Source organism: Mucilaginibacter aureus (assembly GCF_053514885.1).
Genome location: NZ_CP170601.1, coordinates 696,347 through 709,753 on the forward strand (window position 1 = coordinate 696,347; position 13,407 = coordinate 709,753).

Sequence of the window (13,407 nt, forward strand, 5' to 3'; positions counted from 1 at the left end):
CGTTAAGCATGGTGTGCATCTGTCTGATAAATTTTCTCCACTAATTTATCATATTTTTTTAAGATCACCTTACGCTTCAAACTCAGTTTAGGGGTCATTTCGCCGCTGTTGATTGACCATTCATCGGCAACAAGTTCAAACTTTTTAACCTGCTCCCAGTGGCCAAAGCCCACATTATACCGGTCTATCTCGCGCTGGTACTTTTCAATAACCTGCGGGTTGGTAATGATCTCTTCGCGGGTGGTATAGGTGATGCCTTTTTTTGTGCACCAGTCTTTCAGGGCATCAAAGGCAGGCAATATCAAAGCAGCGGGGAAACGTTGGTTTTCGCCGATCACGATGATCTGTTCGATGAGCGGCGATTCCTTGAATTTATTTTCGAGGGTTTGCGGGGCTACATATTTGCCGCCGGCTGTTTTGAAAATCTCTTTTTTACGGTCGGTTATGCATAGGTATTTGCCATCGAGCAGTACGCCAATATCGCCGGTATGGAAAAAGCCATCGGCATCAATCACTTCGGCCGTGGCGTCAGGGCGGTTATAGTAACCTTTCATTACGTTAGGACCCTTAACCAACAGTTCGCCGTCTTCGGCCATTTTAACGGTAACGCCTTTCAATATCGGGCCAACACTGCCTAATTTGGTTTCGCCGGGAAACGGCGCGTTTACCGCGATCACCGGTGAGGTTTCTGTCAAACCATAGCCTTCGAGCACCTTGATATCGGCAGCCCAAAACACACGGGCCAAACGTGGCTGCAGTGCCGCCCCGCCCGATACAATGGCAATAATATCGCCGCCAAGGGCCTCTTTCCATTTGCTGAACACCAGTTTGCGGGCAATTTTGAGCTGTGTTTCGTACCACCAGCCATTAGCTCCGTCAAGTTCATATCTCAAACCCAGTTTAAGGGCCCAGTTAAATATGCTGCGTTTGGCGCCGGTTAGTTCGTTGCCTTTGGCCACTATCTTATCGTAAACCTTTTCGAGCAGGCGTGGCACCGTGGTAAAGCAATGCGGTTTTACATCAACCATATCGGCAACTATGGTGTCCATGCTTTGGGCGTAGTGGATTGAGATGCCCAGGTAGATATACATATAGATCACCATGCGTTCAAAAATGTGGCTCATGGGTAAAAAGCTCAATGCCCGGGTAATTTCTTTAGGGTATAGTTTTGACGATTCGAGCACGTTGCTCATCAGGTTGCCGTGGGTAAGCATCACACCTTTAGGGGTACCCGTTGTGCCCGATGTATAGATCAGCGTCAGCAAGTCATCGGGCTGAATGGCATCGCGGCAGGCGTTCAGATCGGCCTGCCGGTTATTTTTACCGGCCTCTGTAATTTCGCTCCAGTGTTTTGCACCGGCTACTTTTTCGTAGGTGTAAATATCCAGATCCAGTCCGGTTTTGTTTTTTACGCTGGTTATTTTGGTGCAGATATCTTTATCCGATACAAAAATGAGTTTGATGCCGGCATCCTTTAATATGTATTCGATATCGGCATCGGCCAGAGTTGGGTACATAGGTACCTGTGTAGCGCCTATCTGCATAATGCCAAAGTCGCAAAAGTTCCATTCGGGCCGGTTAGGCGACATGATGGCTATTTTGTCATCTTTTTTGATGCCGATGGAAAGTAAACCGCAGCTCACATTATTGATGGTATCAACCACTTGTTGTGTGGCATAGTTGCTCCAAACGCCCGATTCTTTGTACGCCAGCATATCGGCCTTCGGAAATTTTTCCAGGTTGTAGGGCAATAGATCGAAAACCCGTGTTAAGGCCATAGCGGTAGGAGTTAAGTTGTTATAAATCGGTATAAAAGTAAATTGGTGCAGGGCCTGGTAGCGCCTTAACCAAAGTTATAATAATTAGATTTCATACCCAAACTGTTTTTAAAATATTATGCATGCATAGATAAATTTTTACAAAAAGCAGATCGTGGCTATACTTATATGCACCATAAAACGTTTTTTGTGGCTGATGGCAGGAAATCTGTTTCTTTGCCGCATTCAACTAAAACGCTATATGAAAAAGCTATTTCCCTGTTTTATTGTATTTAATTTATTTTTATTTGGCGCTCAATCGCTACACGCGCAAACTTATCAAACCGCCTTTGGCTTAAAATTCGGAGGATACGAAAACGGCCTTTCGGCCAAGTATTTCTCCACCAAAGACATATCGCTCGAAGGTATACTGGGCTTCCGTTCTCACGGTGTTGTTTTTACCGGTTTGTACGAGATAAACCAAACCGCGTTTGATGTGGCCGGACTTAAATTTTACTATGGCGCAGGTGCGCATATCGGTTCAATAAGCAGCGGCTCCTATCAGCGCATAGGCAGCAGCAGCCAGGATTATAACGGCAATTCACTTTTGCTTGGCGCTGATGCCGTAGTAGGCCTGGAGTATGTGATCCCTAAATCGCCGATAGCCATCAGTCTCGACCTTAACCCGCGCCTCGAACTGGCGTCGGGTCCGTTCTTTGACCTTGCCCCTGGTTTGGGTATCAAGTACACGTTGTAATTTTTGAGGTAGAAATAATTTAGCTCTGTGTTCTTTGTGCTTTCTCTTAGTGCTCTCTGTGGTAAAATTAACCACAAAGTTCACAGAGGGGTTACACAGAGACCACAGAGTTTTTCTAATTCTACTTCAGCATCGTTATTCGCCGCACATAGGTTTTGTCGTCTATCTTCAGTTGTAAAAAGTATACCCCATCCGCCAGGGAAGATACATTGAGAATGGTATTGAAAGGGCCGGCCGTTATTTGCTGTGTACTGCTGTAAACGCTCTGGCCTATGGCATTTTTTATCGTCAGGGTAAGCGGTTCGTTCTTCGGGGCCACAAACGCAACATGCAGTTCGGTAATTGCCGGAACCGGAAATACCGCTAACGATATATCCGAGCCATCGCCTGTGCCTTTTGCAGGTAACACAAAGCTAAAATCGTCCGACCGGGATATACAACCGCTCGCTGTTGTTACATCAACCCGGTATATGCCGCTGACCAAAGGCGTATAGGTTTGGTCAGTTGCGCCGGCAATCAGGTTACCGTTCAAGTACCATTGGTTGTTGGCGGCAAAGTTTGAGGTGAGTACTGTACCGTTTAGTGTTATTACTGGTTTTGTAAACGCAACGGCTACCCTTGGCCCGCCTAAACAATCCAGACTTTTAACTTTCATGTTATAAAAAAAGTAGTAAAAACCCTGGTTGTAGGTAGTATCGTTTGGTGCTGTGGCTGACGTGGCGCCATTACCCGTTATGTTAAAAATACCGTTCAACGTAAACGGATAACCGGTTACCCCCCCGTTGTTACGGTATACAGTGGCAGCATCCGGATAGCTGATATTGATACTGTAAGTACCTGCTGAGGGTAATGCCAGGTTTAACGGGTACACTGCACCCTGGTCGTTAGGGTCATTGGGCTGATCGCCAGCTGCGGGCGTAGTTCGGGTAGCAACTACATTGAGTGTTGTGCTCGAGACATTTATTCCGCTCGAGTTTGTAACAGTAAAGGTTATTGTGCCCGAATTACCGATATATAGCCTTGCACTCTGGATCAAAACAGGTACACGCGTACTTACATATACCCCCGGTGTATACTGGTTATACCCGCCTGCCGAAAATACATTTTTTGTTGCCGGGCCCACAGTGCCGCTAAAATCATTTACCCCGGCATAGTATAGGTTATTGGTTGGTGCAACAGTTGTATTTACGCTTGCGCCCGACGTAAACGGTAAAGCATCCCCTATGTTTTTATACCAGAATATGGTGCCATTGGCAGTACCGCTAAGGCTATATAGTTTCAGGTCGGTGCAATATGATGCCTGAGCGCTGGATATTGAGGGAGCGGTGCTCACCACTATATTGGCTGTTGTTTGATTATTGGTGCTGTTTAAGTCGGTGCTTAGCGTTGAAGTGGCGGTAATAGCATAGCTTGCACCCGCAACGGCGGTAAATGTACCGGTTAAGTTAAAATCAGCCTGGGCACCCGCAGCTATCGACCCTGTGTACACTTCGTTAAGCGTAGTTACAGCGCCGCCGGCAGCAGCGGTAATGGTTACCGTTACCGGGATATTACTTAACGTTACGGTACCAAAATTTTTCAATTTTACGGATACCGGGCTTGTAGCCGACGCGCAAACACCGTTTACTGCCGGGCTGTTAACAGCGGTTATACCAACATCCACACTGGCCTGCAAAAATTTGACGGTATAATCCTGCGTTTCGCCTTTTGCATAACTGCCGCATGCACTGATAGTTGCAGGATCGGTGGTTTCGCTAAGCACTATACGCATTAAGCTTAAATTACCCGGTATAACCGTTGTTGGCACCGTAATATTGGTGGTAAACACACCGTTGCCCGCGTATACGCCCGATGTGGCAACCAGTTCGGCGGCATCAAAAACACCATTGCCGTTCCAATCAATAAAAACCTTGGCTATTTTATTGAAATTTGAAGTACAGGTACCTAACGAAATGCTTAACGGATAGGTTTTCCCTTGTTCAAGCGATATGGTTTGGCTGGTATTGTTAGTATACGTTGTACAACCCGCCGGTGCGGTATAATTGAGATTTGAAAGGGTAACGTTGGTGATTTTTGAATCGGCGCTTGATGTTGGCGCCGAGGCGCAATAAGCCGAGCCGCCAATACCTGTAACTATCAACGAATAATTTTGAGCAGACCCGGTACCTGCAAGCGTGCCTTTATGGTTTACAGTAATCGTATAACTTTTGCCCACAATGGTATTTGCAATATACACCTGTTCAACATTATCGCGTATATTATCGCCAGTTGTGGCGTTTGCCGATGGCGAGTTAGGGTCGAGCACCCAGGGTTTAAAGGTTGTTGTGCCATCGCTTATGCGGATGTCCAGGTCGTTTACCAATTTAGGTGTCCGGTCGTTTATCACACCTACGGCATTTGATGTTCCGGCAGGGTCGGTCCAGCAGATCGTAGCCATCAACGCCCCATTTCCTGATGCTATCACAGTATAGGTTTGGGCTTGCCCTTGTGTCAAGGTCTTTTCAGCGATCATGCTTTTTGTACCGTTATCGGTAATTGCCTGCGCTGCTGCGCCCATATCCAGCAAGCCCCAGCCATATACATAATCGGGGCCGGGATTACCCGCATCAAGCGCGGTATGGCAAACCAGCCCTTTTAAGGTTGAAGCGTTCATAAAGCCCGCATATTTTTGTAAATAATACTCCTGGAGTAAAAGCAATGAGCCGCTTACATTGGGTGTGGCCATTGATGTACCCGAAAGTATGCCATAAGCGTTTGTAGCGCTCGAGAACGATGAAAGCACGTTTACCCCCATCCCTGAAATATCCGGTTTAACCCGGCCGTCATCGGTGGGGCCCCAGCTGCTAAAGGATGCGTTTTGTACCGAAGCTGATCCTGAGGGGCCGGCAGGCAGTTGATTAACGGCGCCAACTGTCAATACATTTTTGGCCACCGCGTGCGAATCTAAATCATCATACCCCGTTTGGCTGCTGATACCGGCCGGACGTAGACCTTTATTAATGATAGTTGCATCAGTACGGCTGGTATAACCGTAATAAGTAGAACCAACCGCGGGGCCATTGTAACCGCGTGAGTTACCGGCTGCAAAAACCATCAGATATTGAGGGGCGTTACTTGCTGCATGATCCAAAGCAATGGATGTTGAATTGTACTGGCCAAAGTTGTAATCTTCCGGATCGCCTGGTAAGCCGTACCATATCCATTTTGTGCCGTCATAATCCCAGCCAAATGTAAATCCGTACGAATGGTTTGAAATGAGCAGGCCCGATGCCGCATTGGCTATTTCAGACAAGTCGTTATTAAAATCATATGATATCAACGAAGTGGCACCAAATGCCATCCCTTTTGCAGGAGCATAGATACCCTTGGCTATCATTGTACCGGCCACATGTGTTGAGTGGTCAACTAAAGCAACAGCCGAATTATCTTTATTTGCAACAGTTTTACCAGCAAATTCCTGGTGTGATGCATATACGGTGCTTCCGTCCCATATAGCCAGCTTATTAACCAGCGCAGCAGTTGAACCGCTTAAATTTAAATTAAGTGAGCCACCGGGCTGCACTGTATTGGTGCGGGTTGTAGCAGCGGCAATAACATTATCATTGGTTTTTAAATAAACCGGGAAACCAAGTTCGTTAACTCCGTCCAGCACCATTATTCCACCCTGAGGTAGTTTTTTAAAGATGGCCCAGCCTTTTTTAGCGGCAAGCTCAAGCGCACGTTTATGGTTGGCCTGGTAATTGGTATTTAAGGTATTTGACAGATTCGACAGGTTTTCTTTTTTGATCGCATCCGTTGCAAGATTTTGTGAAAGTACTGTTCCCGTGCTAAAAACAAATATTACCAATAATAAAATAGTGTAAAGTTTATTCATATACGATCTGGTTTCGAATTTTAGCTCAAGTTGCGGGAATAATATAGCTGTAAAAACGTTATATTAGCGTGAAAGGTATGAAAAAAAAATTATTATTTATGACGTTGCTAACTTGTTGTATCGTGGCAAACGCAGCCGGGCAGGTTAAACAAGGCATTAATGGCAGGGTCTATTTAAAAACCGGTAATGCCATGCCTTCACCTGATCGTAAAATCACCCAGGGCACACCTGTGTCACGCACTGTTTTGGTTTATGCATTAACGCGCCGTATCGATGCTAATGCTAACGGGACCTTGTTTAGCGACATTAAAACCAAACTGATAGCCAAAACAAAAAGCGATACTACAGGGCGCTATGCCATTGCTTTACCAACAGGCAGTTATTCTGTTTTTGTTGAAACAGATGCCGGCTTATTCGCCAACCTGTTTGACGATCAGGGCAATATCAATAAAGTTGAGGTTAAAAAAGACAGTATCAGCAAAAGAGATATCGTGATCAATAACCTGGCAGTATATTAGCGATCTGCATTTTTAAGACAGGTATTTCCCAACTATCGGCATACGCCTGCCCATTCCAAACGCCTTTGGCGAAACCCGTAATATAGGTGGTGTTTGATAGCGTTTATGCTCGGCACTGTTTACCAATTTAATGATGCGCCTTACTACAGCTTCGTCATAACCCATCGCGATAATTTCGCTCGATGATTTACGGTGCTCGATATATTCCATCAAAATTGTATCCAGTATATCATATTCGGGCAATGAGTCCGAATCTTTCTGATCCGGCCTTAGCTCTGCCGATGGAGGTTTCACAATTGAATTAACCGGAATAATTTCGCGGTCTTTATTGATCTGGTTAGCCAGTTCGTAAACCTGGGTTTTATATACATCGCCCAACACCGAAATACCGCCACACATATCGCCATACAAAGTGCCATAACCAACTGCCGCCTCGCTTTTGTTAGAGGTATTGAGCAGTATATAACCAAATTTATTGCTCATGGCCATCAGCAATACGGCCCTGCTGCGCGATTGGATATTTTCTTCGGCAATATTGAACGGCAGCCCTTCAAACTGCGGGTGCAGCGCGGTTTCAAAAGCTTCGGTAACGTTCTTTATCGCGATGGTTTCGCTTTTACAGCCGAGGTTCTTAACCAGGTCTTCAGCATCGGTAATCGAATGATCTGTTGAGTATTTGGATGGCAGAAGTACTGCCATTACATTTTCGGGGCCTAAAGCTTCCGCGGCAAGCGCACATACCACTGCCGAATCTATCCCACCCGACAAGCCCAGTATGGCCCGGGTAAAACCTGATTTATAAAAATAATCGCGTATGCCCAATATCAACCCTTCATGTATTTGTTCAATATCTGTAGCTCGTTCGGCTTTAATATTGACTGTGTGCTCAAAGCTTACTTCTGATTTACCCTGCGCATTTTTATCAAGCCGGTAATAAGCAACATGCTCTTTAAAATAAGGCATCTCGTCAACCAGTTTACCGGTCGCGTCAAATATCAGCGATCCGCCATCAAATATCAACTCGGTTTGCGCTCCTACCTGGTTAACATAAAATAAAGGCATTTGATATTGTTTGGCATTGTTGCTCAAAATAGCTATCCGTTCCTCATCATGGTTATAGGCAAACGGCGATGCCGCTATATTGATCATTACATCGGGTTGCTGATCGATCAGCTTGTCCATCGGGCGGGTTATGTACAGCGGGTTTTCGATGGTATTCCACAAATCTTCGCAAATAGTTAAAGCAATGCGATGCCCTTTAAAATCAATACAATTAAAATCAGTTTCGGGTTCAAAATAACGGTACTCATCAAAAACATCATAGTTAGGCAGCAATGCTTTGTTTACAATGGCTTTTACTTTTCCATCAGCAATAAAATAAGCCGAGTTGAACAGATCTTTACCTTCGTCTTTTAAATTATAAGTTGGCAAGCCAATTATACATGCAACATCATTACATACCGCGGCAATCTGTTTGGCCGACTCTTCACAAAGCCCAACAAACTCTTTAAATTCCAAAAAATCACGGGCCGGGTAACCGCAAACGCATAGCTCGGCAAATACAACCAGATCGGCCCCATTTTTTTTGGCACCCTGTATGGTATTTATAATTTTATTGGTGTTCGATTCAAAGTTCCCAACATGGTAGTTAAGCTGGGCTAAAGCTATTTTGATCATATATATTTATAGGTAGTAAACAATAGTATCGGCAAAATTCAGTTTTTAGTTTAATTTCGTAGTTCATGACCACTGTTCGCCAATATAGACTTTCTAAGCAAATTTACCTTTTTTTTTCAATCAGCCTGCTATTAACAGCATGCGGCAGGAATAAAAAGGTTGACGTAAGTAACATCAATGTAAACATCAGTATCGCAAGGTTTGACGCCGACCTCGACAAAATGCGCACCCAACCGATGTATGCCCAGGCCCAGGCGCTGCAAAACAAATACGGTGCTTTTTACGATGATTATATACAACGTATTTTAGAAGCCGGCAGTACCGGTGATACCACCTATTTTGCTACACTACGCCGGGTGTTCGGCAGTAGCGGTTATGCCGACCTGAAAAAGGAAGTTGACCAGGTGTACCCCAATCTTAACAAACAAAACGCCGAACTGACGGATGCCTTCCGGCGGATAAAATACTATTTCCCGCAGGTAAAGATCCCGGCGTTTTACGCCTACTTTTCCGGCTTTAAAGCGCAAACCTCTATAGGCAATAATTATTTTGGCATTGGCCTGGATATGTTTTTAGGCGCCAATTCAAAGTTTTATCCGGCTATCATAGAGTCTTTTCCACATTATTTATCGCGCAGGTTTACCCCCGATAACATTACACCGCGTGTAGTTGAAGGTTTTGTTCGCGAAAACATGTTTCCCGAAAATGATGAGAACAAATCGTTGTTAACTAAAATGGTTTACGGTGGCAAGATCATGTATTTTATGGATCAGGTTTTACCCGATGCGGAAGATTCGATCAAAATAGGTTATACCCCCCAACAGTTAAAGTGGTGCAATGATTTTAAGGCACAGATATGGGGTTACTTTTTGGAAGACAATTTGCTGTATGAAACCGATTTTCAGAAAATACAGAAATACCTGAACGAAGCACCATTTACACCGGGGCTTGGTGAAAAAAATGATTCGGCACCTAAATTAGCTATCTGGACGGGCTGGCAAATTGTACGCCAGTATATGGACAGACATCCCGAAGTAACGCTGGCAAAATTAATGGCCGATGACGACGCACAAAAAATACTAAATGAATCCAAATACCGACCAAAATAAACCTAAAGTAATCGGCCTGGCCCTGTCGGGCGGCGGCATACGGGGTGTAGCACACCTGGGGGTAATGCAGGCCCTTACCGACCGGGGAATTAAATTTTCGCACATATCGGGTACCAGTGCAGGGGCTATAGCAGCGGCCTTTTTTGCTGCCGGTTATGCGCCTAAGGAAACTTTAAAGATAATCCGCGAAGCCCATTTGCTGCGTCAGCTAAGACCGTCAATTGGCAGCACAGGCTTATTATCCATATTGCGTATTGAAGATCTTTTAAAAGAGTACTTTCCTGACAATAAATTCAGCAAGCTTAACATACCTATTACGGTCACCGCGGTCGATCTGGGAGAAGGTAGGCTGGTGTATTTTAACGATGGCGAACTGGTTAAATGCCTGCTGGCATCGTGCTGTTTACCGGGGGTATTTAAACCCATCATTATTAACGGCCACATGTTTGTTGACGGCGGCATATTGAACAACTTCCCGGTAGAGCCGTTGGTGGGCAACTGCGATTTGATCATCGGTGTAACCTGCAACCACCTGGCACCTGTTACCGAAATACATTCGTTTGGGCAAATGGTCGATCGTGCTGCCATGCTGGCTATCAATGCCAGCCTTGATAATCATAAACAATTATGCGATGTGGTTATCGAGCCCCATGGACTGGGCACTTATGGCATTTTTGATACCAATTACGCCGAGTATATTTACATGATAGGTTACGAGGAAGGGCTTAAGGCTTTAGAAAGCAACGAGGTGCTTAAAGCAATTGTGGCGCCGCGCAAAAAGCAATAAAAAAGGCGTTGTATACCACAACGCCTTCAAAATATCTTTAAGTGAACCTTATTTCATTATTGTAAAAACAGCTTTCAGGGCAATCAGTACACCGATAACCAGTATAATGTTAGCTGCAATGTTCCAAATACGGGCGTCGCCGGCAAAACGCAGGTAAACACCTACCAAACCAATAACTATGGCAACAATTAATAAAATATAATTACTTGGATTATTAGCTTGTTCTCTTGTATTCATTGTTGTATTTTTTTTAACGCCCAAAAATAGGAATGTTTACCGAAAACCAATAATTATTAGCCACAAAAAAAATTAATAATTTAATCGTTTTCAGTTAGTATAGTAACAGGTTATTAATTACTGTTTATCAATAGCCGGTATCGCCTCATATATTCATCTATCAATATGTCCTGGGCAAAATTAGCTTCTACAAGCTGCCGGCTGGTTTTGTTTATGCGTTCCCGCTTTTCAACATCAAGCGTGGCCTGCAATATGGTGTTGCTTATAAGGTTAATATCAAGCGGTGTTATCCAGCCCAGATCATTAGCTTTTACAAATGATGAAAGGCCAACCATATCGGTGATCAGTACCGGAGTCCCCATATATAGCGATTCAACGATCACGTTGCCAAAATTTTCGTTATACGAGGTGAGGATACATATATCGGCCTGCATCAGCTGCTTAAATTTGGTATCAGCTCCCTGCCATTCCATCCATTCAACCTTGCGCTCAATGTTCAGTTTTTTTGCCAGCTGTTTTAGGTCTGTAATATAATCAGGGTCGCCGGATCCGTATACTTTCAGTTTCACTTCGGCTTGTAATCTGGCCATAGCCTCAAACACATACTCCAAACCCTTTTTAGGGTCAATGCGCGAAAGGAAGGCTATGGTAAATACTTCGTTAGGTACTTTTTGAATGGGTGGCCCGGTAAGCGGTAGTATGTTGGGTACAATAAAACCATCCCAGCCTGGTATCAGCGCTTCGCACTCATCATACTCCATAACAGCGGTGGCATGAAAGCGTGAACGTTTCAGCAAGCTTTTACCGATAAAAAGATGGATGCATTTTTTTATAAAACTATTGTTCCCATTAAATATATAATCGCACAGCATGCCCCGCGGCGATATAATAACTTTTGCTCCTTTAAAATAGCAGATCATTGCCGAAACCAAAACCAGGATGTTCCACCAGGTGTGGATATGCACCATATCGTACTCGTTTACATTTCGGTACAGGTATCGCCACAGGCCCGGCGAAATAAAGGTGTTGTTTTTGGTATAGCGTTTAAAATAGATTACCGGAACCCCGTCAACCATGAGTTCTTTACCGGTTTCCACATCCAGTTCTTCGCGCCCGTTGCCCGTGGTGGTCAGTACTTTTACATAGGTGCCATTTTCAATCAGTAACTCGCATAGTTTACTAACTGAGTTAACTGGCCCTCCGTATTTGTAGGCTGGCTTATAACATGGTACGATATGTAAACTTTTCAATTTTAAAAAAACCTATTGAAGTAGCGAACTAACAATTAACCTGATTTTCTATGTAATAGAAATGATAAGGGGTATACAAGTATCGGAAATTTTAACATTATTTCATCCTAAAAATCCGTTAATAATACAACTATTTTAAAATAGTTGGGATTTCTTTCTAATGTTCTTAATTTTTATAACGATTTACTATCTTTTCAGCTAAAAAAATCTTTAAATAGCTTAGCCAATATTCGTTTAAAAAATTTCATGTCATAAAAGGGGATAAAGCGCCAGTAACCTTTATGGTTAAAAATCCAGGCAAATATACTTTTATAATCTTTGTGCTTAACACACCTGCGTATATCCCGGTCAAAGATAGCGATCTCTACCTTTTTGTTGTGGCCATTGCTGCCTGGCGCATGAGTAAGATTACCTGCTATGATCTGTTTTATGCCGTCCGAAAAACTATGACCGGTAAACCGCGAATATGGCATCCAGGCATTGGCACGGGCATCAACCTCAATAAGGTAATATGTTTTACGTTCGGGGTGGTAAATGTATTGGATGCTGGCAAAACCATTAAGACCCACACTTTTACCCAATTTTTTAAGCAGGATGGCTACCTCTTCACTTTGATAATATAACCTGCGTGTTGTAAACGAAAACTTATTGTACATGTAGGTTAAAACGTCGGCACAGTTATAAGTGATCAGTTCACCCTCCCTAAACAGGGCTTCAACACCAATATCTTCGCCTTTAATAAACTCCTGTAATACCAGATTGGTTTTAACACGTACTTTTTCAAGGCAGGCAGGCAGCTCTTCTTCCGTTTCGCAATATTGAATACCAATACCCGAAAAACTGTAATCTTCTTTCAGCAGAATCGGAAATTTGAGTTTTTTGATCGCGGCTTCCACATCGTCAACCTCCGAGTAGTTGATATAGCCAGGGGTAACGATATCGTATTTCTGGCAGATATTTGACAGGCCCAACTTTGACGAAAGTATTTCGCGGTTCTCTATTTTGGTGATCGGCAGTATTTTTTTGAACAGGCGTTCATCGGTTATAGATTCGTTCATCAGTTTAACCGATGCATCATCCAATACCATCACCCAATCGTAATGGTCAAACTTTTCTTCAACCAGCTTGATCAGTCCGTTTTTAAAAGGTTCGTGCTCAACACTGCTTTCAATCCAGTTATCATAAAACCTGTTCGACAATAGCCACGACGAACTATTGCAATAAACATCGACTGTTTTACAACCAGCTTGTTTAAAAATGTAAGGAATCTCGGCTGTTGAATCAAAGCCGGTTAGCGAAGCCAATAAAACATTATACATAAAAATTCGTCAACCGCATACGGGTTTAACTTTAGGGGTTTGTTATCTATTCTCGTTAAACAATGCTCGCAGCAAATTACTTCACATTTTTCGAAATTCAAACTTTATTGCGTTATTATTTC

The 13,407-nt window shown here is 43.7% G+C and carries 10 protein-coding genes; 4 read left to right on the forward strand and 6 right to left on the reverse strand.

Annotated elements, in window-relative coordinates:
• Positions 1-2 precede the first annotated feature (2 nt).
• A complete protein-coding gene (locus tag ACFGVR_RS03050; protein ID WP_448701048.1) occupies positions 3-1,778 on the reverse strand; it encodes an AMP-dependent synthetase/ligase in 1,776 nt (591 codons plus the stop codon).
• A 241-nt stretch (positions 1,779-2,019) separates the two neighbouring features.
• Between ACFGVR_RS03050 and ACFGVR_RS03055 the strand changes: the two genes are divergently transcribed.
• Positions 2,020-2,514 (forward strand): hypothetical protein, encoded by a 495-nt coding sequence (locus ACFGVR_RS03055; protein WP_448701050.1) that lies wholly within the window; start codon positions 2,020-2,022, stop codon positions 2,512-2,514.
• A 121-nt stretch (positions 2,515-2,635) separates the two neighbouring features.
• Here the strand turns inward: ACFGVR_RS03055 and ACFGVR_RS03060 are convergent, their stop codons facing one another.
• Complete coding sequence (locus tag ACFGVR_RS03060) at positions 2,636-6,388, reverse strand: S8 family serine peptidase (protein WP_448701051.1); 3,753 nt, start codon at positions 6,386-6,388, stop codon at positions 2,636-2,638.
• Positions 6,389-6,465: 77 nt separating this feature from the next.
• On the opposite strand from ACFGVR_RS03060, the gene ACFGVR_RS03065 reads away from it, so the two are divergent.
• Positions 6,466-6,906, forward strand: a complete 441-nt coding sequence (locus ACFGVR_RS03065) for a hypothetical protein (RefSeq protein ID WP_448701052.1) — start codon at positions 6,466-6,468, stop codon at positions 6,904-6,906.
• 12 nt (positions 6,907-6,918) lie between these two features.
• On the opposite strand, the gene ACFGVR_RS03070 is transcribed toward ACFGVR_RS03065, so the two are convergent.
• Entirely contained in the window at positions 6,919-8,580 is a 1,662-nt protein-coding gene (locus ACFGVR_RS03070; RefSeq protein ID WP_448703027.1) for an NAD+ synthase, read from the reverse strand.
• 68 nt (positions 8,581-8,648) lie between these two features.
• Here ACFGVR_RS03070 and gldB point away from each other — a divergent pair, with 68 nt between their 5' ends.
• Entirely contained in the window at positions 8,649-9,692 is a 1,044-nt protein-coding gene (gene gldB, locus ACFGVR_RS03075) for a gliding motility lipoprotein GldB (RefSeq protein ID WP_448701053.1), read from the forward strand.
• The gene (locus ACFGVR_RS03080) at positions 9,667-10,479 is read left to right on the forward strand and encodes a patatin-like phospholipase family protein (RefSeq protein ID WP_448701054.1); all 813 of its coding nucleotides are present in this window, start codon (positions 9,667-9,669) and stop codon (positions 10,477-10,479) included. Before gldB ends, ACFGVR_RS03080 begins: the two co-directional genes overlap by 26 nt.
• A gap of 48 nt (positions 10,480-10,527) precedes the next feature.
• On the opposite strand, the gene ACFGVR_RS03085 is transcribed toward ACFGVR_RS03080, so the two are convergent.
• The 3 genes from ACFGVR_RS03085 to ACFGVR_RS03095 all read right to left on the reverse strand — a co-directional run bounded on the left by ACFGVR_RS03085 (position 10,528) and on the right by ACFGVR_RS03095 (position 13,285).
• The gene (locus ACFGVR_RS03085; RefSeq protein ID WP_448701056.1) at positions 10,528-10,716 is read right to left on the reverse strand and encodes a hypothetical protein; all 189 of its coding nucleotides are present in this window, start codon (positions 10,714-10,716) and stop codon (positions 10,528-10,530) included.
• A gap of 113 nt (positions 10,717-10,829) precedes the next feature.
• The gene (locus tag ACFGVR_RS03090; RefSeq protein WP_448701057.1) at positions 10,830-11,966 is read right to left on the reverse strand and encodes an XrtY-associated glycosyltransferase XYAG1; all 1,137 of its coding nucleotides are present in this window, start codon (positions 11,964-11,966) and stop codon (positions 10,830-10,832) included.
• Positions 11,967-12,160: 194 nt separating this feature from the next.
• Complete coding sequence (locus ACFGVR_RS03095; protein WP_448701058.1) at positions 12,161-13,285, reverse strand: ATP-grasp domain-containing protein; 1,125 nt, start codon at positions 13,283-13,285, stop codon at positions 12,161-12,163.
• Positions 13,286-13,407: the final 122 nt, after the last annotated feature.